Below are 23,049 nucleotides of genomic sequence, written 5' to 3'. Positions count from 1 at the left end.
TGGTATGCCAGCCTGGTGCCTCGTCATCAGCTGCTGAAACAATACGTGGAGGAGCGCCTGTGAACCCGACCATCAAACGACTGCTCGGGTACTGTGCCCGTTACCCGCGCTGGCTCATTCAGGCCGGGATCTGCCTGCTGCTGGCCACCGGCGCCGAAGTGGCCGGCCCCCTGCTCATCAAGCTGTTCATCGACGACTATCTGGCGCCGCGCCAGCTGGTGTGGCCCGCCATCGCGGCCATTGCCGCCGGTTATCTCGGTCTGCAGGTATTGTCTGCGGCCGGTTTCTACCTGCAGTCCCTGCGCTTCAACCGCATCGCCCAGGCGGTGGTGCAGCGCCTGCGCGAGCAGGTATTTGCCACCGCCATCCGGTTGCCGGCCCGCTACTTTGACCAGCACCGCTCCGGCTCGCTCATCTCCCGCATCACCAACGACACCGAGGCGATCATGAACCTCTATGTGCAGGTGATAGGGCTCTTGGTACAGAAGGTGGTGCTGCTGTGCGGCATCCTCATCTCCATGGCGCTGCTGGATCTGCGGCTGATGCTGGTGTGTGCCTGCCTGCTGCCGGCGGTGGGCGGGGTGATGTGGCTCTATCAACGCTTGAGCGTGCCCGTGGTACGGGCGACCCGCAGCCTGCTCTCCGACATCAACAGCCGCCTCAACGAGTCGCTGCAGGGGATGCCGGTCATTCAGGCCATGGTGCAGGAGCGCCATTTCGCCAACGCCTTTGCCGAGGTGAACCAGCAGCACTGGGCCGCGCGCCTCAAGAGCCTCAAGATCAACGGCATTTTGCTGCGCCCGCTCATCGATCTCTTCTACATGATGGTGCTGATCGGCCTGTTGGCACTGTTTGCCCGCGAGGGACTGAGTGCGGAGGGTGCCATCCAGGTGGGGGTGCTCTACGCCTTCATCAGCTATCTGGGGCGGATGATCGAGCCGCTCATCGAGATGACCAACCAGCTCAACCAGTTGCAGCAAGCCATGGTGGCCGGGGAGCGGGTCTTTGCCCTGCTCGATGAAGCGCGCGAGAGCACCGCGGGCGAGATGCGCCCGCTCAAGGGGCAGGTGAGCTTCGAGCGGGTGAGCTTCTCCTACGATGGCGAGCAGCAGGTGCTGCGCGACGTAAGCTTTGCTGCCCGTCCCGGCCAGATGCTGGCGCTGGTGGGCCACACCGGCAGCGGCAAGTCCACCATCATCAGCCTGCTGATGGGCTTCTACCCGCTGGATCAGGGCACCATCCGCTTCGATGATCACCCGATGGCGAGTCTGTCGCTCTCGGCGGTGCGCCGCAGCATCGGCCTGGTACAGCAGGATCCCTTCATCTTCGTCGGCACCCTGGCCGAAAACCTGCGGCTTGGCCGCGACGGCATCCTTGATGCGCAGCTCTGGCAGGCGCTGACCGAGGTGCAGCTGGCCGAGTTCGTGCTGAGCCTGCCGGAGGGCTTGAACACCCTGATGGAGGAGGGGGGCAAGAACCTCTCCGCCGGCCAGCGCCAGCTGCTCTCCTTTGCCCGCGCCCTGGTGGGAGATCCGCGCATCCTCATTCTGGACGAGGCGACCGCCAGCGTGGACTCCCAGACCGAACTGGCCCTCTCTTCGGCGCTGGCGGCGGCGCGCCGTGGCCGCACTACCATCGCCATCGCCCACCGCCTCTCGACCATCGTCGATGCAGACGAGATCCTGCTGCTCTCCCGCGGTCAGGTGAACGAGCGAGGCATCCATGGCGAGCTGATGGCGTTGGGCGGCCACTATGCCCAGCTGTTCGAGATGCAGAGCCAGGGAGCCTGGCTCGAGGAGAAGCGGGCCTGACAGCCACAGGAACGAGCAGAGGGAACCGTTGCGGTTCCCTCTTTTTTTGGGCTGAAGAAATGGCGGCAGCGTGATCCGCGTCCTTGTCGAACGCCAGCCATGCTGGCAACATGTTGTTTACATCAACTCATCGGATCAGTTCGCATATGGATTTGCAACGTTTGAAGGCCAACCTGGCGCTGCGGCTCTTTGCCTGGCGCTACATTCCCGTCATCGGTTTTTGTGCCCCCGTCATCGAAGAGATGAGCGCCAAGGCGCTGCGCATCCGCATTCCGCTCGGCTGGCGCACCCGCAACCACCTGGGCAGCATGTATTTCGGTGCGCTGGCCACCGGCGCCGATCTGGTGGGCGGTCTGCTGGTGATGGAGAAGGGACGGCAGCGGCGCAAGAAGGTGCACTTCGCCTTCAAGGATGTGCAGGGGGAGTTTCTGAAGCGGCCCGAGGGGGATGTGCAGTTTGACTGCGCGGCCGGGGAGGAGATCGACGCCATGATCGACGAGTCGCTGGCCAGCGGTCAACGCATCAACCGCCCCATCCAGGTGGTGGCCACTTGTCCGTCACTGAACGGAGATGAGGCGATGGCGCGCTTCGTGCTGACCCTCTCCATCAAGGCCAGCTAAATGCCAAAGGGCGCGTCGGCGCCCTTATTCAAGCAAGGTTCAGAGGCTCTCGGGGCTGACGCCCTCTTTCACGACCATCTTCATGCCGTTGAAGTTGACCACTGCTCGGCCACTGTGCCAGGTAGCGCTTGGGTGGCAGAGCGGCGGGTCAGAGGATCTCCGGGCTGACGCCCTCTTTCACCACGACCTTCATGCCGTTGAAGTTGACTACCTGGCCGGCCACTATCTTGCAGCGCTTGCGGGTCTCCACCTGACCGTTGACCTCGACCAGGCCGTCGGCGATCAGCGCCTTGGCTGCGCCGCCACAATCAGCCCACCCCTGATGTTTGATAAGGTCACACAGGGCAATAAAGGGGTGCCCTTCGAGCAGAAACGTCTCCATGGAAAATCCTCTCGTGGATAAATGGCTGAAACAGCAGGGCGATTATTCTAGGCAGTTCGGGCCGTCAAGGAAAGGGCAAGGGCGCTGTCTGCGGGCAATAGTGGCTTGCAAAAGCATTTTGGGGGAACGCGCCATAGCAGTCAGCCCGGCACTGGCCGGGCTGACTGAGATCATGGGGCAAACCGCTTTTAGCCAAACTTCACCACGGCTTCCCCGCTGACGGCGATGGCGCCGGTTGCAGTCAGGATGCGGGTGGCCAGGGTGATGATGGGCTTGTCGCTGCGCAGGGCGATGATCTCCACCTCTGCCGTCACCTCATCCCCCACAAACACCGGCTGCTTGAAGGCGAGGCTCTGACCGAGATAGACGGTGCCCTTGCCCGGCAGTTGCTGACCCAGCAGCCCCGAGAAGAGGCTGGCCAGCAGCATGCCGTGCACGATGGGGCGCTCGAACGGCGTGGTGGCGGCGAAGGCGGGATCCAGGTGCAGCGGATTGAAATCCTCCGACAGCCCGGCAAAGGCCGCGACCTCTGCCGCCCCGAACCGCTTGGTCAGACTGGCCTGCTGGCCCACTTCGAAGGGGAGTGTGCTCATGCGGGCTCCTCCTCGGGTGTCGGCACAAAGACCGGGTTGAGCCGTACCTTGACGTAGCCACCGGGGGCCGCCTCCAGCCCTTCGCTCGGGATGCGGGCGGGGATGGGGGCGGGATCCTCTTCCCGGCTCTGGATGAAGGCTGCCATCTGCGGCCACCAGGAACCCGGGGTGTGGGTCGCGCCGGCGAGCCACGCCTCGGGGCTGGCGGCTTCGGTGTCGTTCTGCCAGAAGCCGTACTTGTTGGCATCCGGCGGATTGATGATGCCGGCGATGTGGCCCGATTCGGCCAGGATGAAGCGCTGCTCGCCACCGAACAGCTTCATGCCCTGCCAGGTGCCCTGCCAGAGGGCGATGTGATCGTCCATGGCCGACACCAGCAGCACCGGGGTCTTCACCTTGGCGAGATCGATGCGGGTGTGGCGGATCTTGAGTTCCCCCTTCACCAGCTGGTTTTCCAGATAGAGCCGGCGCAGCAGGCTGTTGTGGGTCTTGCCCGCCACGTTGGTGCTGTCGCTGTTCCAGTGCAGCAGATCGAACGCCACCGGGCTCTGCCCCTTGAGATAGCTGTCGATGTAGTAATTCCAGTAGAGGCTGTTCTCCCGCAGCAGGCTGAAGGAGACCGCCAGCTGGCGCCCGTCCATGATGCCTTTGGCCTCGTTCTGGGCCTCCAGCGCCGCAATGATGGGCTCGTGGATGAAGATGCCAAGCTCTCCCGGCTGGGAGAAGTCGAGCAAAGTGGTGAACAGGGTGGCGGAGCGAACCCGCTGCTTCTGGCGCCGGGCGGCCAGCCAGCCCATGGCGAGTGACAATGCGGTACCGCCGATACAGTAACCGATGCCGTGCACTTCCCGCTCGCCGGTGGCCGCTTCCACGCCATCCAGCGCGGCGATGACGCCGTCCACCACGTAGTCGTCGAGATCGATGTCGGCCTGGGCCGGCCCCGGGTTGCGCCAGGAGATCATGAACACCGTCTGGCCCTGGGCAACCAGCCAGGCCACCAGGGAGTTCTGGGGCCGCATGTCCATGATGTAGTACTTGTTGATGAAGGGCGGCACGATCAGCACCGGCGTTCTGGCCACCGTCTCCGTGGTCGGGCTGTACTGGATGAGCTCATACAGCTCGGTGCGTTGCACCACCCGGCCCGGGGTCAGTGCGAGATCACGACCCAGCTCGAAGGCGGATTCGTCGGTCAGGCGGATGTTGAGGTGATCGGCGCTGCGCTCGAGATCTTCGGCCAGCAGGGTCAGCCCGCGCACCAGATTCTGGCCGTCTGACTCCAGGGTGAGCTTGAGCAGCTCCGGATTGGTAGCCAGAAAGTTGCTGGGTGCCATGGCGTTGATGTACTGGCGGGTAAAGAAACGCAGCCGCTCCCGGCTCTTCTGGGGCACCCCTTCGAGGGCATCCACCGAGTCCAGTAGGTGTCTGGCGGTCAGCAGATAGGATTGCTTGAGGTAGTCATAAATGGGCTGCTCGCTCCAGGCGTCGGCCTTGAAGCGGCGATCGCTGCGCTCCGGGGCGATGACCGGCTCGCTCTGCTGGCCTGCGCTCTTGAGCAGGGTGTGTTGCATTAGTTTGAGCTGATCCTGCCACCAGTTCATCTGGGCATTGATCAGTTGCCAGGGCTGCTGGCTGCCCTGTTCCAGCACCTGGCCGAGATCGTCGAGATTGGTCTGCAGCAGGGCCTGGGCGGTACGCTCGGTCTGCGCCTTGGCCATGTCCAGCAGCTTGTCGTTGTAGTGGGCCAGGGCCTCGAACAGCGGGCCGTAAGATGATTGGCTCATGTTCTCTCCTTCACCCATCCCCGGCGCAGGGCGAGCCTGTCGTGACGGAGCATGGGGAGATGTGGCTGCCCGCAACGGGCAGCCAGGGGGATATCAGGCCTTGCCCGTGCTCTTTTTGATGCCGTCGGCAGTCAGGGCGTCCAGATCGTCCTTGAACTGCTGGCCGAGGGCGTTGAGCTTCTGGATGTCGTCCAGCATCTGGCGGGAGAGCTGGCTGGCGGTCTCCAGCTGGACGGTGCCGAGGGCAGCCAGGCTCTGGGCATCCTGCACCTTGCCGGCGGCCTGCAGCTGATTCAGCCCCAGCTCGGCATAGGCGTTGGCGGAGGCCAGCTGCAGCCGGGTCAACTGTTCGATGTTGCTGGCCAGCAGCTGGTTGTAACGGGTGAGGGGGGCGGCAAAGCCTTGCATCTGCTCGGTAAAGGTCTTGATTACGTCCATATTCATCGCGCGTCTCCGTGGTTGGCAGAAGGTATTGCAAAAGGGCCTATGGCCCGGGTTGGGTTACAACTGTGCGACTACATCCTCAAGTCGTTGCGTATCGCTTGCTCTGTTCAAACGTACGTTTAAGCATTGTGTTATCAAATGAGGCTTGATGTAAATAATATAAATGTTAATTTTTGGCGAAATGTTGACTCTGGTCTGTCCAGTTTGATTGGCCGGATTCAGACGAGGGGTGACGCAGCCAGTTCGCTTCGACCTCGTTACCGGGCCACAGGGCTGGTAGGCTGATGCACTCCCTGAGCCTCGAGGAATGCACCGATGAAACCTGCCCGCCTGTTGCTTGCCCTGGGGGCTGCGGCCCTTGGCGGCGTCGCCCACGCTAGTACCCCTGTCCAGCTCTCCCTGCCCGGCGTCAATCTGCCTGCGTCTCACCAGGTCGAGGGGGCCAGAGCCTCTGTTCTCTATGGTCGCACCGGTCAGGTTAAGGGAGTCGATCTGCCGGTTTTCGCCCTCTCCGACGTGGATCAATTCACCGGTCTGCAGCTTGGCGTCTTTTTCGGTGCCGGCCGGGTACGCCACCAGTTTGGCGGGGTGGCGATCAACGCACTCAACTGGCACGAGGGTCAGGACAAGGGGGTCAACCTTGGCTTCGTCAACCTGACCAACAATGTACAGGGTCTCAATTGGGGGGCCGTCAACATCGCCAAGGGCAATGCCCTGGCCAACGTCGGCTTCGTCAACTATGCCGAGCGCACCACTTTCCAGCTGGGCTTCATCAACGCCACCAAGCATCTGGACGGCCTGCAGATCGGCCTCGCCAACTACGCCGAGAACGGGGTTTTCCCCATCTTGCCGCTGATCAATTTCAAGAAATCCTTCTAAGCCGCGCCGCCAGCCTTGCTTTAGAGGCGCCAGCCATTACCCTGTGCAGCATTGATAGCGTGCAGAGGTGACACTGGCATGACAATGGAACACATGGATGCCATCGGCATCGGCTGGGACGTAAGAGGCTGGCAGGGCAGTGCCCAGGCCGTGGCCGTGGTGGGGTGGCAGGCGCGTGAGCAGCGGCTGCACTGGTTTGGCGTATCGCCCCTGTTTCGGCTGAGCTCGAGGGTTGCGCCGGATCTGGATGCCTTGTTGCGCCCGGCGCTGCACGATGAGATCCACCTGCTGCAGGTGCTGGCTTGTCCGCAGCTGGCGCTGGGGATAGACGCGCCGCTGGCGTTTCCTCGCGCCTTGGGCGAGCTGCTGGCGGGGAGGGCGACCGAGTGCGCCGTGCCCCAGCGCGAAATAGACAACCCTTATGCCTACCGGGACTGCGAGCGCTGGCTGCACCGGCAATATGGCAAGAAGCCGCTCTCGGCCACCTTCGACAGGCTCGGCAACAACGCGACCCTGGCGCTCGCCATGCTGCCCCGATTGGCCGATTTGCAGCTGGTGCCCAAGCAGCAACCACAGGCCGATCGCGCCGTGCTGGAGGTCTATCCCGCGCTTGCCAAGGTGGGGGGCAAGGCATCGGCGGTGCGTGCCGAGTTGCTGCCGCATCTGCCGGCCGATGTGACGGCGGGGACCGATCGCTACGATGCCGCCATCTGCGCCCTGATGGCGCTGCAATATGCCGCCAAGGGGAGCGTCTCCCTGTTGCCGGCTCTGGTGCCGCCGCCCGCCGAGATGGCTTTGGACGAGGGTTGGGTCTATCACTTCGCTTGCCCCTGATAAACCGGATCGGGCCGACCAGCCCGATCCTGCCTTTGATCGGCCCGAGATCTCATCCCTTGTGCCGATGCCGTTGCCGCCTTCCAACACAGAGCCTTGCTGCCTTGCTGAGGCCTGGGCTGCACCCGGCCATCTGTCCGTTCGCATGCCATCGCACGGTTCAACAAAAAGAGCGGATTTATTAAGCTTATATGCCATCAAACAAGAATGTTTAATCATCATTTCAGACCACACCGGTGGCATCCGCTGTCTCGGGCTTTAGCATGGCAGTAAAGAGGGGGAGGGATGTGGGTGACAACGCGTGTCTCCTCGAGGCTTTAGCAGATCAAATAAGGGTTTGTGCTGATCAAGGGTGGAAGTTCAATATCTTCATCCGATATATTGCGCCTTTCCCCTGACTCTTCTCTGCGGTGATGTCGATGAAACGCATTCTCTCTATCCAGTCCCACGTGGTGTTCGGCTGTGCCGGCAACAGCGCTGCCGTATTCCCCATGCGCCGTCTCGGTATGGAGGTATGGCCCATCAACACGGTGCAGTTCTCCAACCATACCCAATATGCGGCCGGTTGGCAGGGAATGGCCATGCCTGCAGGGCATATCAGCGCCCTGTGCATGGGGCTCTCGGACATCGGGGTGCTGGGACACTGCGATGCGGTGCTGAGCGGTTATCTCGGCTCGGCGGAGCAGGGGGACGAGATCCTGACGGTGGTGGCCGCGGTCAAGGCCGCCAATCCTGCCGCCATCTATTTTTGCGATCCCGTGATGGGCCACCCGGAGAAAGGGTGCATCGTCGCCCCTGGGGTGACCCGCTTTTTGACCGAGAAGGCGCTGCCGGTGGCCGATGTCATGGCCCCCAATCTGCTGGAGCTGGAGACCCTGTGCGACGTCCATCTGACCGATCTGGCCCAGACCCGGGCCGCCGCCCATCAGTTGCTGGCGCGCGGGGTGAAGATGGTGCTGGTCAAGCATCTTGGACGCGCCGCCCGCGAGCCGGGCCGCTTCGAGATGCTGCTGGCTACCCCCGAGGGGGATTATCTGATTGCTCGTCCGCTCTACGAGTTTGCTCGCCAGCCGGTGGGCGTGGGGGATCTCATCAGCGCGCTGATGCTGGCCAATCTGCAGGCGGGTTACGATGCCGTCAGCGCGTTCGAGCGCACCAATGCGGCGGTGGATACGGTACTGCTGCACACCTGGCAGGTCGACGCCTATGAGCTGCAATTGATCGCGGCTCAGGAGGCCTTTGCCACCCCCGAGATCAAGGCGCGGGCCGAGCGGCTGGCCTGATCTTCCCACCATTGGCTAAGTCTGGGCGCGGATGATCCGCGCTCAGCTTGGCCCCCTGATCATCCTTCCTCATCTCTCAGTTAACAGCCCCTCTGCGCCGCTTATCTGGTTGCACACTTGACTAGGTAATGTCGCCTGAGCCGTCATCTTGGTCCTGGCACCAGGTATCCGCCTTAGCTCTGGCTGTGTGCCTGTTCCCGCAACTCTGTCTCATCGAACGTGACCTGCCGGTAGTGCTCGACCGTGGGAAAGGGATCGTAGAAGTGATGGAGCAGGGCCTTCCACTGCTGGTACTGGGGTGAGCCGCGAAAACCCTGGGTGTGATCTTCGAGGCGCTGCCAGTTGACCAGCAGCAGATAGCGGTGGGGATCAGTCAGCGAGCGCTGGAGCTGGTGTCCGCCATAGCCCGGCATGGTGCTGATGATCCGTTGGGCCTGGGAAAATGCCAGCTCGAAGGCGGCAGCCTGACCGGGGATGACCTGCAGATGGGCGACTTCCAATATCATGGTGGCTCCTTGTCCCAAGGGGAAAGGGGCCATTGCAGCAGGTCGGACGGGGAATGACAAGGCCGGCCACAGGGGCCGACCTTGCCGGTTTGATCACGACGTTACTTGAGTGCCGATCAGGCGCGTGGGTGGCGGGCCCTGTAGCGCTCGGCCATGGCATTGGCCGCGATCATGGCGTGGTAGACATCCTGTTCGTTGACGCTCATCGGCATGTTGCCCATGGTGTCGAGGGGATCGCAGGCAAGCTTGGCAACCTGGCGCCACTCGCTCTCCACAAACTGGCTCAGTCCCATCTCCTGCAGGGTCATGGGCAGGCCGGCCAGCTGGATGATGCGCATCACCTCGTCGAGCTCGGCCTGGGGGGCGCGTTCGAGCACCAGCTGGGTGAGCAGGCCGAACACCACTTTCTCACCATGCTGGGCCCGGTGCAGATCTGGCACCACCGACATGCCGTTGTTGACCGCATGGGCCGCCGCCAGGCCGCCCGCCTCGGCGCCTACGCCACTCAGATAGATGGTGGCCTCGATGGTCTGCTCAAGCGCCGGGGTGGTGACATGGTGGCGCACCGCGTCCATCGCCAGCTCAATGTTCTCCCCCAGCAGCTCGTAGCAGAGCCGGGCCAGCCCGAGGCCGGTGCGGGAGGGGCGCTTGCCCACCAGATTGATACCGTCGGCCCGGTAACAGGCGCGGGCCTCGAAATAGGTGGCGAGTGCATCGCCCACGCCGGCGGCGAAGAAGCGGGCGGGGGCCGCCGCTATGATGGCGGTGTCAGCGATCACCACGTCCGGGTTTTGTGGCAGGAACAGATAGCGCTCGAACTCGCCGGCCGGGTTGTAGATCACCGCGAGGGCGGTGCAGGGGGCATCGGTGGAGGCGATGGTAGGAAACAGCACCACCGGGCGGCACAGATAGAAGGCCACCGCCTTGGCGACGTCCAGGGTCTTGCCGCCGCCGATGCCGACGATGACGTTGGCCCCCTGCTGTTCGGCAAGATCGCACAGGCGGCGGATCTCGATGTCGGTGCACTCGTAGTTGAACTTCTCGACCGCTCCTTTCAGGCCCGCCTGCAGCAGGCCGGCCAGCGCCTCTTCCCGTACCCGCTCCAGAATGAACTCGTCGCTGACGAGCAGGGCATTGCCGCCGAAATCTTTTACGTGATCATGGAGTTGGGGCAGCAGATCGTGGCCGATGATGAACTTTTTGGGGGAGGTGACGGTACGAGGCAGGATAGACATGCAGTATTCCTCAAGGCAGTGAGCGGTACTCGGTTGGTATGCAAACGGGTCTTTCTGCCACACCATACGCCTCGCCTGGCGTGAGGTGAAGGAGAAATGACGCTCAAATGGGGCTGCAATTGGAACAAAATTAATCCATCTGACCTGTTTGATTGTTTTTGAAGGGCAAGGTGTTGGGCAACACAACGCGCCCTCCATGGGGAGGGCGCGGCAGTTCAGTGGAGGTGTGGTGCGCGGCTCAAAGCTGCTTGTAGAAGAAGAGGGTGGCCGCCAGGGTGCCGTCGGCACTGCGGGCAAAGGCGGGGATCTGGCCCGCTTCCTGGTAGCCCAACTGGTGATAGAGGCGGGAGGCGGCATCGCCCACCCGGGTGTCGAGCACCAGCAGGCTACGGCCGGCCTCTTTGGCCCCTTGCTCCATGCTGGCCATCAGGGCACGGCCGACCCCCTGGCCACGGTGGAGACTGTGTACCATCAGTTTTTCCACCTCGGCGCGGTGACGGCCATTGGCCTTGGTGCACAGCGAGAGCTGGAGGGCACCGACCAGCTGGTGTTGCTCAAAAGCGACCCAGAGCCGGCGGCTGCCCGCGGCCAGCTCCGTCTCTATGCCCTGCCAATAGACGAGCCCCTGCTCTTCGGTCAGCGGCGGCAGAAAGCCCACCGAGGCCCCACTGGCCACGCTGTCTTGCAGCAAAGTGATGAGGGCAGGCTTGATGCCCTGGGTGGTATCAACCTCAACTATGTCCATCAGGAGTCCTTGTCAACGAAGTTCACGCCGCCGGCCCGGTCTGCCGCGGCGCCTGCCGACAACGGAACCGGCGGCAGGATGACTGGCTAGACTCGCCGTTTCCGCCGCCAATTTCAAGTCGTGGCCATTCGTCGGGTGCGCCCGATCACGCCACCCGGGCAGTTTCCCCTAGCGCATAAGCTTCTGTTCGACCAGCCAGGCAAACAGCAGCCGGGAAACCGGGGAGATCTCGGCCAGATGGCGGCTGTCGAGCCAGCGCAGCTCGGCGATCTCCGCCGAGGCGACGGGCGTGCCGTCAGCCTCGCCGGTGTAGCAGCGCAGCCTGACGTTGACCCCCTCTGGCTTGCCGTCGGCCTGGGCGCTGAACTCACAGGCAAACGCCAGGGTGTCGGGCTTGAGGGCCACGGCCAGCTCCTCCTCGATTTCGCGCATCAGCGCCGCCTCGTCGCTCTCTCCCGCTTCGCGCTTGCCGCCGGGAATGTAGTAGATGTGTTTGCCGTGGGAGCGGGCACAGAGCAGTTGCTGATCCTTGAAGGTCAGCCAGGCGAGTTTGTCGATCATGAACGTCTCTCTGGTGATGGGGTGGTGGCTTGTTCGCACAGGGTGCGGTAGGAGCGGGTTTCCAGCCGTGCGGGGTCCAGCCCGAGCTGTGCGGCCAGGGCCAGCAGTTGCTGGCGATAGCCCGGCAGCAGGGCCTCGTCATCGGTCATGATGGCCAGCTCGGCAAAATCGCCAAGCCCCGCTAGGTGATCCAGGGTGACGTGGAACGGGCCGACGAAATAGATGCTGCGTACCTTGCGCAGGGTCAGTATCGGCTGGTAACCCAGGGTGTGCAGCATGCTGATGGCCTTGTCGGCGTCGGTGATGTTGACCGCCTCGCAGCGATCGGGTTCGGGCCCCTTCACGATCCAGAGCTGGATACCGGAGGGGTGCATGGCGCGGATCAGCAGGCTCTTGCCCGCCGCGCTCAGGCTGCGGTCCGGCGTGTCGAAGTAGGTGTCCTGCTCCTGGTTGCGCTCCAGCATCACCTCGGGATTGAGGGCGGCGAGGGCAGTGGTGAAGGCCTCGACATCGCCGAGCCTGTATTTGAACTCGACCTCGAAGCGACCCTGAAAGTGCTGTGCTGACATCGGCAGGCATCCTTGAGTGTGTGGATTGGCATGGCGGGCAGCCTAGCAAAGTTGGCGGGCGGGCCCAAGGGGCAAGGCGGCAGGATGTGGAAACTATCTGTTTCCGGGGCGCAGGGTTGATCAATGCGCCGCATGTTGCCGTGATCAAGGGCAGGCACCGCACACGGTCGAGTGAGTTCGGGCATGGCGGTTGTTCACAAGCTCGCCGAGCGGCCGGCAAAAGTTCGCGCTGGCGCACAGGATGGGGCGTGCAGGCTGGGCGAGGGCAGATCCCTGTGTTTTAATCCTCGCCACGTTTGCGGCAGCCGCCCCGTGCCGGGCCGCTGCCTTCGCTTTGGCAAGATGCAGGTGAGCAAGATGCAAGTGACAGCAGAGAGCAAGTTTATCGGACTCGGGGTGGCGGGCAATTTCGCCGGTCATCTGGAGCAGGCCGGCGAGGCCTCGGATTTCGTGGCGGTGGTGGTGCGCGACACCAGCGCCCCCAAGGCGCTGTTCCCCTTCTACGTGCCGGGCCACCCCGGCCAGCTCGGCGTCTTCCCCTTGAGCGGCGACGCCATCTTCTTGCCGGAAGCGGCGGTGAGCGGCGATGAGAAGGTGCAGATAGAGCCGGAAGTGGCGCTCTGGTGCGAGCTGGAGTACGCGGGGGAGCAGGTGGTGGCCATCCATCCGCGCGCCTTTGGTGCCTACAACGACTGCTCCATCCGCCGTCCCAACGCCAAAAAGATCAGCGAGAAGAAGAACTGGGGCGAAGAGAGCAAGGGGCTGGCCCCCACGTTGTTGCCCTTGTCCCACTTCGCCGCCGGCTGTGAGCTCGATGACTACCGCATCGCCTGCTATCTGGAGCGTGACGGCGAGCTGCACCCCTACGGGGTCGACAGCGCGGCGGTGGATTACAGCTACTTCCACGGCCAGCTGCTGACGTGGGCCATCGACAAGTTCAACCATCAGCAGGACGAGGGGCCGGCCGAGCACATCCAGGGGCTGCTGGCCCAGGCCGGGCGCCCGGCTCATGCCCTCATCAGCATCGGGGCCACCCGCTATACCCCGTTTGGTGAGACCCACTTCCTCAAGCCCGGCGACACCGCCTGCGTGCTGCTTTATCCGGCCAGCCGCTACGACGAGGCGGCGATCCGCGACGCCATCAGGGCTCGCCGCTTCGGACCGGACATGTCGGTACTGCTGCAGGCGGTCAAGACCCGCTGAGGCACATTTGCCGATTTGCAGGGATGGTGCTCCCGAGGTTTGCGACCCTCGTCCAGGGTGACGACGCCTCCCTCGTAGCTCAAGGAGAAGGAAGGATGACGCTCATAAGGCGCTGTACCCTGCAGGATATGACCGGCCTGCTGGCACTCTATCGGGAGTTGCGCCCCCATGACCCCGCGCTTGCGCCGGACGCTGCCCGCACGGCGCTGACGGCCCTGCTGACTCAGCCGCACCTTCACCTGCTGGTGGCGGAGGTGGATGGCCAGCTGGCCGCCACCTGCCAGCTTGGCGTGGTCGCGACCCTGACCAACGGTGGCCGGCCGTTTGGCATCATGGAGCACGTGGTGACGGCCTCTGCGTTTCGGCGCCGGGGCATCAGCCGGCTGTTGCTGACCCATGCGCTTGAGCTTGCCTGGCAGCAGGATTGCTACAAGGTGATGCTGCTGTCGGGGGAGGGGCGCGATGAAGCCCACCGTCTCTATGAAAAGCTGGGCTTCAAGGCCGGCATCGAGAAGGGGTTTGTCCTCAAGCAGATCGACGCCATGGCAACGACCGGACAGGCCCCGAACCATCAAGCGATTGAGTGAGCACGATATGAGACTGGAGCAGGCATCGCGTGGGGATTATCAGTCCCTGATCGCGCTGTGGGAGGCGTCGGTGCGCGCCACTCACCACTTTTTGCCGGAGGAGGAGATAGCCACCCTGCGCGAGCTCATCCTGGAACATTGCTTTGACGCCGTGACCCTCACCTGCGCCCGCAGCGAGCAGGGGATCGCCGGCTTTTGCGGGGTGCACGAGGGCAATATCGAGATGCTCTTCATCGGCCCCGCCCTGCGTGGAGGCGGGGTGGGTCGCCTGCTGGTGGCCGATGCCATCGACCGCCTGGGGGCGACCCGGGTGGACGTCAATGAGCAAAATGAACCGGCGCTCGGCTTCTATCGCCGCCTGGGCTTCGAGGTGGTGGGCCGCTCGGCGCTGGACGGGCAGGGCAGACCCTATCCGTTGTTGCACATGTCCATTGCGACCGCTGGCACTGACAGGCCGGTGGTGCCATCATGAAAAAAACCGCCCTCGGGCGGTTTTTTGTTATGGCGGGTTCAGGACTGTGTCTTACTCCTCGTTGGAGTTGTCCTGATAGTCGTCGCGCTGGGCCTTCGGCAGGCGGCGCATGGGGGAAAAGCCGATATCCTCGCCCACCACTTCCCGCTTGCGCGCCGGGGCGGGTTTCTTGGCACCATCCCCCTTTCCTTTGCCGGCGGCGGGCTTGCCCTTGCCACCCTTGGCATTGGCGGCGCCACGGGCGCGCGGCGGATTTTGTACCGGCTTGCTGCCGGGCAGGGTCTGCCGGCTCGGTTTGCCGCTGGGCTCATAGCCGTCCAGGATCTCGACGGAGAGGGATTGGCCGATCAGCGCCTCGATGGCCTTGAGCTGACCCAGCTCGTCCTGGCTCACCAGCGAGATGGCCTCACCGCCACGACCGGCGCGGCCGGTGCGGCCGATGCGGTGGATGTAATCCTCCGCCATCTGGGGTAGCTCGAAGTTGATCACGTGGGGCAGCTGATCGATGTCCAGACCCCGGGCTGCGATGTCGGTCGCCACCAGCACTCGCACCTTGCCCTCGCGAAAATCCGCCAGCGCCCGGTTGCGGGCACCCTGGCTCTTGTCGCCGTGAATGGCGACGGTATCCAGGCCATCCTTTTGCATCTGCTGGGCGAGCCTGTCGGCAATCTGCTTGGTGCGTACGAACACCAGCACCCGCTGCCAGTTGCCGCGACCGATCATGTGGGAGAGCAGCTCGCGACGGCGTTCCCGGTCGACCTGGATGATGCGCTGGGTCACCTGTTCGGCGGCGGTGTTGCTGGGGTCGACCTCGATCAGGGTCGGGTCGTTGAGCAGATCGTCCGCCAGCGCCTTGATGTCGTCCGAGAAAGTGGCGGAGAAGAGCAGGGTCTGCCGTTCGGCCGGCAGCGCCTTCATGATGCGGCGAATGTCGTGGATGAAGCCCATGTCGAGCATGCGATCCGCCTCATCCAGCACCAGCACTTCCAGCTCGGTCAGGGTCAGGGCACCCTGGGTCAGCAGATCCAGCAAGCGGCCCGGGGTGGCCACCAGGATGTCGATGCCGAGCTTGATAGCGTCCAGATTGGGCTTGATGCTGACGCCGCCGTAGGCGATCAGGGTGCGAAACGGCAGGTGGTGGGCATATTTGATGATGCTCTCACCCACCTGGGCGGCCAGTTCACGGGTCGGGGTCAGCACCAGGGCCCGCACCTGACGGCGGCCACGGCCATGGTTGGCCAGCAGCCGCTGCAGCATGGGCAGGGTGAAGCCGGCCGTCTTGCCTGTGCCTGTCTGGGCGCCGCCGAGCACGTCCTGCCCGGCCAGAATGGCGGGAATGGCTTGCTGCTGGATGGGGGTTGGCTGTTCGTAACCCAGCTCCTTGACGGCCCGCAGGATGTGCGGGGACAGACCCAGTTCGTTGAATGACATGTTCGAGAGAGACTCCTCTGGTGAGCCTTGGGCTCAGCGGGTGACCGGCGCACGGGGTCGGCCACGGGATGAAAGTGATAACGGGGGCGTAATATAGCAAAAGCGCGGCCGCTGCGCAGTAGCTGTCGCACCGGCCGCTCAATTAGGCAGGTTCAGGCAATCAGAGCAGATCGCGGATGGGGGCGACCAGGTTTTCCGGTTTGGTGGTGGGGGCAAAGCGGTCCACCACCTGGCCGTCCCGGTCGATCAGGAACTTGGTGAAGTTCCACTTGACGTTCTCCAGCCCCAGCAGACCCGGTTTCTCCTTCTTGAGCCACTGATAGAAGGGGTGGGCCTGTTCGCCGTTGACCTCGCACTTGGCCATGATGGGGAAGCTGACCGGGTAGTCGAGGGAGCAGAAACGGGCGATCTCCTCGGCATCGCCCGGCTCCTGGTGGCCGAACTGATCGCAGGGGAAGCCCAGGATGACCAGCCCCTCGGGCCCCAGCTCCCGATAGAGTGCCTCCAGCCCCGTGTATTGAGGGGTAAAGCCGCAGCGGCTGGCCACGTTGACCACCAGAATGACCTGGCCCGCGAGGGAGGCGAGCGGCAGTTCACTGCCGTCGAGGCGTTGCAGGGTGAGTTCGGGCAAAGACATGAAAGACTCCTTTGAGTGGGGCCCATTCAGGGCACATTGCACCACGTTAACGGGGGCGGCGGCGGGGAGCAAGCCGGAGTGCTCCCTTGGTGGGAGCAGATTGAGTGCGCCGGATCACAGAGTGGCAATCGCGCCGAGATAATGGGGGTCTTGGCGGCCCGGATGGCGTATTGATGGTGGGACTTCTCAAGAGAAGCAAACCGGTTTGTGTCTTGGCCGGGAAGTCGCTAAAAAGCGCCCTCTTTCCACTTGTTGCGAGTCAATCTTGGACTATCAAGCCGTCATGGACGCCATATACACCCGGGGATGGGTGATAGTGGATGATTTTTTAACCGCCGCCGAGGTGGATGCCCTCAGGGCCTGTCTGCCGGACGAGTGGCGACCGGCGGGGATCGGCCGCGATACCCTGCATCAGGACAACCGCGACATTCGCCGGGATCAGATCCACTGGCTCGACGCCTCCCTCGGCGCGCCGGTGGCCGACTATCTGGTCCGCATGGAGGCGCTGCGCCTAGCCGCCAACCGGATGCTGATGCTGGGGTTGTTCGACTACGAGGCCCACTTTGCCCGCTACCGCAGCGGTGACTTCTATGCCACCCATCGCGACGCCTTCGCCGGGCGCTCCAACCGCCGCCTCACCTCGGTGTTTTACTTGAACAACGACTGGCAGCCAGAGGCGGGCGGGGTGCTGCGCATGTACGGTGACGACGAGCAGTTTCTGATGGACGTCTCCCCCCGGGGCGGGCGACTGGTGCTGTTTCTATCCGAAGAGTTCCCCCACGAGGTGCTGCCTGCCAACCAAGAGCGTTACAGCATCGCCGGCTGGTTTCGGGTCAACGGCAGCGGCAATGGCCGGCTCGATCCGCCGCGCTGAGCTCTTTTCATCCAATTTCTGACACAGGCGGGAATTTTTATGGCTCTTGTCGGCGGATGGGGCGCCCATCGGCTGACAAGGCTCGATCTCCCTTGCTACACTGGCCCGCACTTATCTTCGTATCTGGCTTCGTCCGGTTTTAATGCGGTTGGGTTTTAAATGGTGATGGCGAAGCCGCTTTTCCCAAGGGATCACATCTAATGAAGAACATCCATGTCTTGCTGCTGTGTGGCGGCGGTGGCTCCGAACACGAAGTTTCGCTGCGCAGTGCCAATTTCCTCGAAAAACAGCTCTCTCTCCTGCCCGGCGTGGAAGTGACCCGGGTCGAGATGTTTGCCGACCGCTGGCTCAGCGCCGATGGCCGCGAGTGCAAGCTGGGGCTGGACAAGCTGCTCTCTTTCGACAGCGTGGCCCGTCCGGTGGATTACGTGGTGCCCTGCATCCACGGCTACCCGGGTGAGACCGGCGATCTGCAATCCTTCCTCGAGCTGGCCGGCCTGCCTTACCTGGGCTGCGACGCCGAGGCGAGCAAGGTGTGCTTCAACAAGATCACCACCAAGCTGTGGCTCACCGCCCTCGGCATCCCCAACACCCCTTATCTGTTCCTGACCGAGCAGGGTGAGGCGAGCCTGACCGAAGCGAAAGCGGCGCTGGCAAAGTGGGGCAAGGTCTTCATCAAGGCGGCCTCCCAGGGCTCTTCCGTCGGCTGCTACTCCGCCAGCAACGAAGCGGATCTGGTGAAGGGCATTGCCGATGCCTTCGGTTACTCCGAGCAGGTACTGATCGAAAAAGCGGTCAAGCCGCGCGAGCTGGAAGTGGCGGTCTACCAGTACGGCGACGAGCTGGTGGCTACCTACCCGGGTGAGATCTGCGTGCCGCAGGACAAGTTCTACACCTATGAAGAGAAGTACAGCAGCGCCAGCCACACCGAGACCGCGCTGCGCGCCGAGGGGCTGACCCAGGCCCAGGCCGATGCCATCCACGAGTACGCCCTCAAGGCGTTCCGTCAGCTCAAACTGACTCACCTCTCGCGCATCGACTTCTTCCTGACCGAAGAGGGCGAGATCCTGCTGAACGAAATCAACACCTTCCCGGGCATGACCTCCATCTCCATGTTCCCGAAACTGCTGGAGCATCACGGCCACAGCTTCGCGCACTATCTGGAGCAGATCCTGCGCAAGGCGGTCTGACTGTTTGCCGAACGTGACAGAGGGGCCCGCGGGCCCCTCTGTCGTTGTTGCGGTGGGCGATGTCACATGGGGTCAGGGGTGAACAGCCAGATGTGCGCCCCTTGCGGATCCGCAATCAGGGCCATGCGCCCGACCCCCGGGATGTTCATGGCGGGCACCACCACGCTGCCGCCGTGCTGGTTGACCCTGAGCACCCTGGCATCGACGTCATCCACCGCGAGATAGGTTGCCCAGTGGGGTGGTACGCCGGCCATCTCGGGATTGCCCCGGGTAGACTGCACGCCGGCGATCGGCCTGCCATTGGCAACCAGCATGGGGTAGTCACCGCCCTCCATCGCCATGGTCTGGCTCTCCCAGCCGAGCACCTCGGTGTAGAAACGGATCCCGGCCTCGGCATCGGGGAGATAGAGCTCGTGCCAGGTGAAGGTAGTGCCTTCGGCCAGGGCGTGCTCGCGGGCAATGTCTTGTTCTGCCATCGTCGTCCTCCTGTGTCCCATGCGTGGGTGCATGGACTGACGACCAAGTATCAAAGAGGCGTGGCATCCCGGCTTGCCCCAGATGGGGGGCCTTGCTGCGCAGAGGGCGCGCCGTTACAATCTGCCCCCTTTTGTCCCGCCACAGGCACCGTCAGAGCCGCGTTCCATGAAGCCAATCCCCGATCACGCCGTCAATCGCCTGCGCATCTGGCGCAAGAGCGTCTCGACCCGACCCTTTCTCGCCCGTGGCGGCAGTGTGCCGCGCTGCGAAGCCTGTCAGCTGCGCCACGATTGGTGTGCCTGCGAGTGGCGCCCCGAGCTCAAGGCGGAGGCCGGCTTCTGCCTGCTGATGTACGACAGCGAACCGATGAAGCCCTCCAATACCGGGCGCCTCATCGCCGATGTGCTGCCGCAGACCACCTGGGCGTTTCTCTGGTCGCGCACCCAGCCCCATCCCGAGCTGTTGGCCCTGCTGGCGGATCCCGCCTGGCAACCCTACGTGGTGTTTCCAGCCTGCGAGAAGGAGCCGGCCCGGCTCACTTCGGTGGTGACCCCGGTTCCCGGCAAGAAGCCGCTCTTCATCCTGCTGGACGGCACCTGGCCCGAGGCGCGCAAGATGTTCAACAAGAGCCCCTATCTGGACGGTTTTCCGGTGCTCTCCATCAAACCGGATGCGCTCTCCACCTATGGCATGCGAGTGGCCCACTGCGACGAGCACCTCTGCACCGCCGAGGTGGCGGCCTGCGTGCTGGAGGTGGCCGGCGAGCTGGCGGCGGGACAGGCGCTGCAGCTGTGGTTCAATCTCTTCAGCAGCCGCTACATGGCGGGCCGGGTCAGCCGGGCTCCCGGCGAGGATGAGGCCCATCTGCAGCAGGCGCTGGCCGACCTCAAGGCCGATGGAGTGACCTGCTGCGCGCCCGACGCGGCCTGATCAAGACGGGCGAGGGGATCGCACGCGTGCCAGCCACGCCATGGGGCGGTTGACTGATGAAAATCAGGAATCAATTGCCTGCCACCGTTTCGTTGGCGTCATGAGCCAAGCCCCATTAGGATAGCGACCTGCGGTGTTTATCAGGCTCATGGCGAGCCTGCGCTGTGCGGGCCTTTGCGGGCCCCGGTCAATTTCGCGAGGCGATGGATGGAACTGGAACTCTTTACCCTGCTTGCCCTGTTTGGCGTGGCCCTGGTGGCCGGCTTCATCGATGCCATTGCCGGCGGCGGGGGCCTGCTGACGGTGCCCGCCCTGCTCGCCACCGGCATGCCGCCGGCCCTGGTGCTTGGCACCAACAAGCTGCAGAGCAGTTTCGGCTCCTTCTCCGCCACCTGGTTCTATGCCCGCAAGGGGCTGCTGGAGTGGGCCATCATCTGGCCGGCGGTCATCTGCACCTTCATCGGGGCGGCCATCGGCACCTTGGCGGTGCAGACCATAGATGCCGCCATCCTGGAGCGGCTGCTGCCCTTCCTGCTGATGGCGTTTGCCTGCTACTTCTACTTCTCCCCCCGGGTGAGCGATGCGGAGAGCCAGCGCCGCCTCACCCCCATGGCATTCGCCCTGCTGGTGGGCGGTGGCGTGGGTTTCTATGACGGCTTCTTCGGGCCGGGCACAGGGTCGTTCTTTGCCATCGGCTTCGTGGCCCTGGCGGGTTTTGGCATGGCGCGGGCCACCGCTCACACCAAGCTGCTCAACTTCACCTCCAACATCGCCTCCCTGCTGTTCTTTACCTTGGGGGGCAAGGTGGTGTGGAGCGTCGGCCTGTGCATGGCGCTGGGGCAGTTCATCGGGGCCCGTATGGGCTCCAAGCTGGTGCTCAAGAAGGGGGTCAAGCTCATCAAGCCGCTGCTGGTGACCGTCTCCCTCTTGATGTCCGTCAAGCTGGTGTGGAGCCAGTATCCCGAGCTCTTTGCCTGGCTGGGCTGACGCCTTGCACAAGGGATCATAGAGAGGGCCCGATCCGCTGGATCGGGCCCTCTTGTTTTTCAGCTCTGAGCGGTCAGCTGCCGGAAATGGGCCTGCAGGGCCTGCACCAGGCGGGCAATGCGCTCGCGCTTGAGGCTGTTTGGCCGGTAGACCAGGTGGAGCGGGCGCCCCAGCCCCGGCAGGGGACGGGCCTGCGCCCCTTGCTCGCCCACCAGGGCCAGCAGGCCGGCCGGCAGCAGCACGGGGCCAATCCCCGCCTTGGCCAGCTCGATCAGCGCCAGGTAGGAGTCGAGCTCCATGGCCGGGGTCAGGCCAAGGGCCGCCAGCGGCTCGCGCAGATAGCGGTTGGAGGGGTTGTCCAGGTCCATGGTGAGGATGGGCAGCAGCCGATCGGTGTCGTGTTCGTGCGTAGGCACGGCATCCCCCACCAGATAGAAGGGCTCCTCCAGCAACCGCTCGGTGCACAGGCCGTGGCCGGGGGGCAGGCGCCCGGCGCAGATGCCGAGCAGGGCGTCGCCGCCGCGCACCCGGGCCAGGATCACCGGCGTGTGGTGGGTGGAGAGGGCGATGTGTGGATCGCACCCCAGATAGTCGTGCATAAAGCGGGCGAGGTAGCCCGCCAGCAGGGTCTCGGAGCAGGCGACGGGCAGGGGGGTCTGGTCGGTGAGGATCTGGCTGTCCGTCAGCACCCCCTTCATCTCGGCCAGACTCGGGGCCACCCGGGTGAGCAGCTCCCTGGCCTGGGGGGTGAGGCGGGTGTGGCGCCCATCCGGCTCGATGAGCTTCTTGCCAAGGCGCTGTTCCAGCTGGGCGATGCGCTTGCTGACCGCCGACTGGCTGATGTAGAGGCGGCTTGCGACCTTGGCCATGGTGCCCTCGCTCGCCAGCAGGCAGAGTGTCTCCAGCCCTTCCAGTAACATGCTCTCTCCCGTCCTCGTCTGTTGAAAGCGGTTACCTTAGGGGCTGGTGGCATCAGGGGCAAGTACCGTTTGTAGCCCGTGCCAGCGGCCAGCGCCACGCCTTGACGGGCGGGGTGAAGATCACCAGGTTGCCGATGAAGCTCACAACCACGCCGACCACTGACACCGGCTGCCAGACGAAGCCCTCGTAGAAGGTGGACAGGGTCAGCGCCACCAGCGGAAACAGCACGGTGGCGTAGGCCGCCTTGCTGGGGCCGATGCGCCCCACCAGGGTGAGGTAGGCGGTGAAGGCGATGACGGAGCCGAAGATGGCCAGATAGACCATGGCCGCCAGGTAGCGCGGATCGGTGGGCAGCGTCAGCGACTGACCGAGCAGGGTGACCCAGCCCAGCAGCAGCGCCACGCCGTAGACCATGCCCCAGGGCACCATCTGCAGCACGTGATAGCCCTGGCGCTGGCCGCGGGCCGAGACCAGGTTGCCGAGCGAGAAACAGAGGGTGCCACCGCAGGCAAACAGCAGCCCCTTCCAGCCGTTTGCACCCAGTTGCGCATCCGCCAGCACGGGCCAGAACAGCAGCAGGGTGCCGACGAGCCCCAGCAAGGATCCTTGCAACCAGCGCAGGCCGGGTCTTTTACCCTCGAACAGCCAGAGGTTGAGGCCGTTGAAGATACTGGCGCTGGCGAAGATCACCGCCGACATGCCGCTCGGGATATAGAGGGTGGCGTGGTAGAAGCAGAGAAAGTTGGTGGAAAAAAGCAGGGCGCCGAGCAGGGCGGCGTAACGCTGGCCCGCCCAGGGCAGGCGCGGGAACTTGCCGCTCACCGTGAGCAGGGCAAACAGTGCCAGCGCCGCCAGGGCAAAGCGATAGAGCACCGAGACCTCGATGGGAATGGGGCCGAGCTGCCAGGCGATGGCGATCCAGGTGCTGCCCCAGATAAGGACGGTGGCAAGATAGAGCATCAGGTTCATGGGGTATCCGGTGAGATGAGTACGACATGGGATCAGCATGCAGCGGGCGGTGGCGGCGGGCTTACACCATCTTGCGGTTTTTTACGGGCAGCCGCAGCCTTTGCCGCCGCGCCGCGTTAAGATGGCGC

Annotated in this window: 26 protein-coding genes; 12 read left to right on the top strand and 14 right to left on the bottom strand. The window is 63.9% G+C overall.

The features are described 5' to 3' along the window. The first annotated feature begins 59 nt into the window (after nucleotides 1–59). Complete coding sequence (locus CK627_RS15995) at nucleotides 60–1,811, top strand: ABC transporter transmembrane domain-containing protein (RefSeq protein WP_095592843.1); 1,752 nt, start codon at nucleotides 60–62, stop codon at nucleotides 1,809–1,811. Between the two features lie 146 nt (nucleotides 1,812–1,957). Next, a complete protein-coding gene (locus tag CK627_RS15990) occupies nucleotides 1,958–2,431 on the top strand; it encodes a DUF4442 domain-containing protein (RefSeq protein WP_005300417.1) in 474 nt (157 codons plus the stop codon). 148 nt (nucleotides 2,432–2,579) lie between these two features. Here the strand turns inward: CK627_RS15990 and ybcJ are convergent, their stop codons facing one another. The 4 genes from ybcJ to CK627_RS15965 all read right to left on the bottom strand — a co-directional run bounded on the left by ybcJ (nucleotide 2,580) and on the right by CK627_RS15965 (nucleotide 5,631). Beyond that, complete coding sequence (ybcJ, locus tag CK627_RS15980) at nucleotides 2,580–2,813, bottom strand: ribosome-associated protein YbcJ (RefSeq protein ID WP_005300419.1); 234 nt, start codon at nucleotides 2,811–2,813, stop codon at nucleotides 2,580–2,582. 188 nt (nucleotides 2,814–3,001) lie between these two features. Beyond that, nucleotides 3,002–3,406, bottom strand: a complete 405-nt coding sequence (locus CK627_RS15975; protein ID WP_010634109.1) for a MaoC family dehydratase — start codon at nucleotides 3,404–3,406, stop codon at nucleotides 3,002–3,004. Then, nucleotides 3,403–5,187 carry a class I poly(R)-hydroxyalkanoic acid synthase gene (locus CK627_RS15970; RefSeq protein ID WP_095592842.1) on the bottom strand — a complete coding sequence of 595 codons (1,785 nt, stop codon included), beginning with the start codon at nucleotides 5,185–5,187 and terminating at the stop codon, nucleotides 3,403–3,405. The genes CK627_RS15975 and CK627_RS15970 overlap by 4 nt, the downstream gene beginning before the upstream one ends. 93 nt (nucleotides 5,188–5,280) lie before the next feature. After that, nucleotides 5,281–5,631: a phasin family protein gene (locus tag CK627_RS15965; protein ID WP_005300428.1), complete on the bottom strand. Its 351-nt coding sequence runs from the start codon at nucleotides 5,629–5,631 to the stop codon at nucleotides 5,281–5,283. Nucleotides 5,632–5,946: 315 nt separating this feature from the next. Here CK627_RS15965 and CK627_RS15960 point away from each other — a divergent pair, with 315 nt between their 5' ends. The 3 genes from CK627_RS15960 (at nucleotide 5,947) to pdxY (ending at nucleotide 8,627) form a co-directional block, all read left to right on the top strand. Then, nucleotides 5,947–6,510: a VC2662 family protein gene (locus tag CK627_RS15960; protein WP_042006000.1), complete on the top strand. Its 564-nt coding sequence runs from the start codon at nucleotides 5,947–5,949 to the stop codon at nucleotides 6,508–6,510. Between the two features lie 78 nt (nucleotides 6,511–6,588). After that, nucleotides 6,589–7,344 (top strand): DUF429 domain-containing protein, encoded by a 756-nt coding sequence (locus CK627_RS15955; protein ID WP_095592841.1) that lies wholly within the window; start codon nucleotides 6,589–6,591, stop codon nucleotides 7,342–7,344. A 419-nt stretch (nucleotides 7,345–7,763) separates the two neighbouring features. Further along, entirely contained in the window at nucleotides 7,764–8,627 is an 864-nt protein-coding gene (gene pdxY, locus CK627_RS15950) for a pyridoxal kinase PdxY (protein WP_005300437.1), read from the top strand. Between the two features lie 173 nt (nucleotides 8,628–8,800). Here the strand turns inward: pdxY and CK627_RS15945 are convergent, their stop codons facing one another. From CK627_RS15945 to CK627_RS15925, 5 genes are all read right to left on the bottom strand, one after another. Further along, nucleotides 8,801–9,133, bottom strand: a complete 333-nt coding sequence (locus CK627_RS15945) for an antibiotic biosynthesis monooxygenase family protein (protein WP_095592840.1) — start codon at nucleotides 9,131–9,133, stop codon at nucleotides 8,801–8,803. 116 nt (nucleotides 9,134–9,249) lie between these two features. Further along, nucleotides 9,250–10,368: a glycerol dehydrogenase gene (locus CK627_RS15940; RefSeq protein WP_095592839.1), complete on the bottom strand. Its 1,119-nt coding sequence runs from the start codon at nucleotides 10,366–10,368 to the stop codon at nucleotides 9,250–9,252. A gap of 238 nt (nucleotides 10,369–10,606) precedes the next feature. Continuing rightward, nucleotides 10,607–11,113 (bottom strand): GNAT family N-acetyltransferase, encoded by a 507-nt coding sequence (locus CK627_RS15935; RefSeq protein WP_054544983.1) that lies wholly within the window; start codon nucleotides 11,111–11,113, stop codon nucleotides 10,607–10,609. Nucleotides 11,114–11,281: 168 nt separating this feature from the next. Then, complete coding sequence (locus tag CK627_RS15930) at nucleotides 11,282–11,674, bottom strand: NUDIX hydrolase (RefSeq protein ID WP_026139176.1); 393 nt, start codon at nucleotides 11,672–11,674, stop codon at nucleotides 11,282–11,284. Next, complete coding sequence (locus CK627_RS15925) at nucleotides 11,671–12,243, bottom strand: class IV adenylate cyclase (protein WP_095592838.1); 573 nt, start codon at nucleotides 12,241–12,243, stop codon at nucleotides 11,671–11,673. The genes CK627_RS15930 and CK627_RS15925 overlap by 4 nt, the downstream gene beginning before the upstream one ends. 357 nt (nucleotides 12,244–12,600) lie before the next feature. Between CK627_RS15925 and CK627_RS15920 the strand changes: the two genes are divergently transcribed. Genes CK627_RS15920 through CK627_RS15910 form a run of 3 tightly spaced genes read left to right on the top strand, consistent with a single transcriptional unit; the run spans nucleotide 12,601 to nucleotide 14,505 of the window. Next, the gene (locus tag CK627_RS15920) at nucleotides 12,601–13,446 is read left to right on the top strand and encodes a DUF5718 family protein (RefSeq protein WP_095593522.1); all 846 of its coding nucleotides are present in this window, start codon (nucleotides 12,601–12,603) and stop codon (nucleotides 13,444–13,446) included. A gap of 23 nt (nucleotides 13,447–13,469) precedes the next feature. Then, on the top strand, nucleotides 13,470–14,033 hold the full coding sequence (locus CK627_RS15915) for a GNAT family N-acetyltransferase (RefSeq protein ID WP_338713979.1): 564 nt from the start codon (nucleotides 13,470–13,472) through the stop codon (nucleotides 14,031–14,033). 7 nt (nucleotides 14,034–14,040) lie between these two features. Beyond that, nucleotides 14,041–14,505, top strand: a complete 465-nt coding sequence (locus tag CK627_RS15910; RefSeq protein WP_095592836.1) for a GNAT family N-acetyltransferase — start codon at nucleotides 14,041–14,043, stop codon at nucleotides 14,503–14,505. Between the two features lie 51 nt (nucleotides 14,506–14,556). Here CK627_RS15910 and CK627_RS15905 read toward each other — a convergent pair whose 3' ends face one another. Next, nucleotides 14,557–15,936 carry a DEAD/DEAH box helicase gene (locus CK627_RS15905; protein ID WP_017765410.1) on the bottom strand — a complete coding sequence of 460 codons (1,380 nt, stop codon included), beginning with the start codon at nucleotides 15,934–15,936 and terminating at the stop codon, nucleotides 14,557–14,559. Between the two features lie 160 nt (nucleotides 15,937–16,096). Beyond that, on the bottom strand, nucleotides 16,097–16,573 hold the full coding sequence (locus CK627_RS15900; protein WP_010634097.1) for a glutathione peroxidase: 477 nt from the start codon (nucleotides 16,571–16,573) through the stop codon (nucleotides 16,097–16,099). Nucleotides 16,574–16,838: 265 nt separating this feature from the next. Here CK627_RS15900 and CK627_RS15895 point away from each other — a divergent pair, with 265 nt between their 5' ends. Together CK627_RS15895 and CK627_RS15890 are read left to right on the top strand one after the other, a co-directional pair. Further along, nucleotides 16,839–17,447: a 2OG-Fe(II) oxygenase gene (locus CK627_RS15895; protein ID WP_026139175.1), complete on the top strand. Its 609-nt coding sequence runs from the start codon at nucleotides 16,839–16,841 to the stop codon at nucleotides 17,445–17,447. 200 nt (nucleotides 17,448–17,647) lie between these two features. Beyond that, complete coding sequence (locus CK627_RS15890) at nucleotides 17,648–18,637, top strand: D-alanine--D-alanine ligase (RefSeq protein ID WP_005300471.1); 990 nt, start codon at nucleotides 17,648–17,650, stop codon at nucleotides 18,635–18,637. A gap of 62 nt (nucleotides 18,638–18,699) precedes the next feature. Here CK627_RS15890 and CK627_RS15885 read toward each other — a convergent pair whose 3' ends face one another. Next, nucleotides 18,700–19,113: a VOC family protein gene (locus CK627_RS15885; protein WP_095592835.1), complete on the bottom strand. Its 414-nt coding sequence runs from the start codon at nucleotides 19,111–19,113 to the stop codon at nucleotides 18,700–18,702. 166 nt (nucleotides 19,114–19,279) lie between these two features. Between CK627_RS15885 and CK627_RS15880 the strand changes: the two genes are divergently transcribed. Further along, a complete protein-coding gene (locus CK627_RS15880; RefSeq protein WP_017783975.1) occupies nucleotides 19,280–20,044 on the top strand; it encodes a tRNA-uridine aminocarboxypropyltransferase in 765 nt (254 codons plus the stop codon). 207 nt (nucleotides 20,045–20,251) lie between these two features. Beyond that, the gene (locus tag CK627_RS15875; RefSeq protein WP_010634092.1) at nucleotides 20,252–21,031 is read left to right on the top strand and encodes a TSUP family transporter; all 780 of its coding nucleotides are present in this window, start codon (nucleotides 20,252–20,254) and stop codon (nucleotides 21,029–21,031) included. Between the two features lie 59 nt (nucleotides 21,032–21,090). Here CK627_RS15875 and CK627_RS15870 read toward each other — a convergent pair whose 3' ends face one another. Continuing rightward, a complete protein-coding gene (locus CK627_RS15870) occupies nucleotides 21,091–21,951 on the bottom strand; it encodes a LysR family transcriptional regulator (RefSeq protein ID WP_095592834.1) in 861 nt (286 codons plus the stop codon). A 52-nt stretch (nucleotides 21,952–22,003) separates the two neighbouring features. Continuing rightward, nucleotides 22,004–22,921, bottom strand: coding sequence for a DMT family transporter (locus CK627_RS15865; RefSeq protein WP_095592833.1), 918 nt, complete (start codon nucleotides 22,919–22,921; stop codon nucleotides 22,004–22,006). Nucleotides 22,922–23,049 lie beyond the last annotated feature (128 nt).

Origin of the sequence: Aeromonas dhakensis (genome assembly GCF_002285935.1) — a bacterium.
Classification (GTDB): domain Bacteria; phylum Pseudomonadota; class Gammaproteobacteria; order Enterobacterales; family Aeromonadaceae; genus Aeromonas; species Aeromonas dhakensis.
The sequence above is the reverse complement of the archived record's forward strand: the minus strand, read 5'-3'. Positions and strand labels throughout refer to the sequence as shown.

Bases quoted from the DNA above. Each gene is read 5' to 3' on its own strand.
- CK627_RS15900 (WP_010634097.1), bottom strand. From the start codon at position 16,573: ATGTCTTTGCCCGAACTCACCCTGCAACGCCTCGACGGCAGTGAACTG.
- CK627_RS15890 (WP_005300471.1), top strand. From the start codon at position 17,648: ATGAAGAACATCCATGTCTTGCTGCTGTGTGGCGGCGGTGGCTCCGAA.
- CK627_RS15970 (WP_095592842.1), bottom strand. From the start codon at position 5,187: ATGAGCCAATCATCTTACGGCCCGCTGTTCGAGGCCCTGGCCCACTAC.
- CK627_RS15870 (WP_095592834.1), bottom strand. From the start codon at position 21,951: ATGTTACTGGAAGGGCTGGAGACACTCTGCCTGCTGGCGAGCGAGGGC.
- CK627_RS15975 (WP_010634109.1), bottom strand. From the start codon at position 3,406: ATGAGCACACTCCCCTTCGAAGTGGGCCAGCAGGCCAGTCTGACCAAG.
- CK627_RS15915 (WP_338713979.1), top strand. From the start codon at position 13,470: ATGGTGCTCCCGAGGTTTGCGACCCTCGTCCAGGGTGACGACGCCTCC.
- CK627_RS15930 (WP_026139176.1), bottom strand. From the start codon at position 11,674: ATGATCGACAAACTCGCCTGGCTGACCTTCAAGGATCAGCAACTGCTC.
- CK627_RS15865 (WP_095592833.1), bottom strand. From the start codon at position 22,921: ATGAACCTGATGCTCTATCTTGCCACCGTCCTTATCTGGGGCAGCACC.
- CK627_RS15960 (WP_042006000.1), top strand. From the start codon at position 5,947: ATGAAACCTGCCCGCCTGTTGCTTGCCCTGGGGGCTGCGGCCCTTGGC.
- CK627_RS15910 (WP_095592836.1), top strand. From the start codon at position 14,041: ATGAGACTGGAGCAGGCATCGCGTGGGGATTATCAGTCCCTGATCGCG.
- CK627_RS15880 (WP_017783975.1), top strand. From the start codon at position 19,280: ATGAAGCCAATCCCCGATCACGCCGTCAATCGCCTGCGCATCTGGCGC.
- CK627_RS15955 (WP_095592841.1), top strand. From the start codon at position 6,589: ATGACAATGGAACACATGGATGCCATCGGCATCGGCTGGGACGTAAGA.
- CK627_RS15965 (WP_005300428.1), bottom strand. From the start codon at position 5,631: ATGAATATGGACGTAATCAAGACCTTTACCGAGCAGATGCAAGGCTTT.
- CK627_RS15990 (WP_005300417.1), top strand. From the start codon at position 1,958: ATGGATTTGCAACGTTTGAAGGCCAACCTGGCGCTGCGGCTCTTTGCC.
- CK627_RS15905 (WP_017765410.1), bottom strand. From the start codon at position 15,936: ATGTCATTCAACGAACTGGGTCTGTCCCCGCACATCCTGCGGGCCGTC.
- CK627_RS15940 (WP_095592839.1), bottom strand. From the start codon at position 10,368: ATGTCTATCCTGCCTCGTACCGTCACCTCCCCCAAAAAGTTCATCATC.
- CK627_RS15885 (WP_095592835.1), bottom strand. From the start codon at position 19,113: ATGGCAGAACAAGACATTGCCCGCGAGCACGCCCTGGCCGAAGGCACT.
- ybcJ (WP_005300419.1), bottom strand. From the start codon at position 2,813: ATGGAGACGTTTCTGCTCGAAGGGCACCCCTTTATTGCCCTGTGTGAC.
- CK627_RS15945 (WP_095592840.1), bottom strand. From the start codon at position 9,133: ATGATATTGGAAGTCGCCCATCTGCAGGTCATCCCCGGTCAGGCTGCC.
- CK627_RS15920 (WP_095593522.1), top strand. From the start codon at position 12,601: ATGCAAGTGACAGCAGAGAGCAAGTTTATCGGACTCGGGGTGGCGGGC.
- pdxY (WP_005300437.1), top strand. From the start codon at position 7,764: ATGAAACGCATTCTCTCTATCCAGTCCCACGTGGTGTTCGGCTGTGCC.
- CK627_RS15925 (WP_095592838.1), bottom strand. From the start codon at position 12,243: ATGTCAGCACAGCACTTTCAGGGTCGCTTCGAGGTCGAGTTCAAATAC.
- CK627_RS15875 (WP_010634092.1), top strand. From the start codon at position 20,252: ATGGAACTGGAACTCTTTACCCTGCTTGCCCTGTTTGGCGTGGCCCTG.
- CK627_RS15935 (WP_054544983.1), bottom strand. From the start codon at position 11,113: ATGGACATAGTTGAGGTTGATACCACCCAGGGCATCAAGCCTGCCCTC.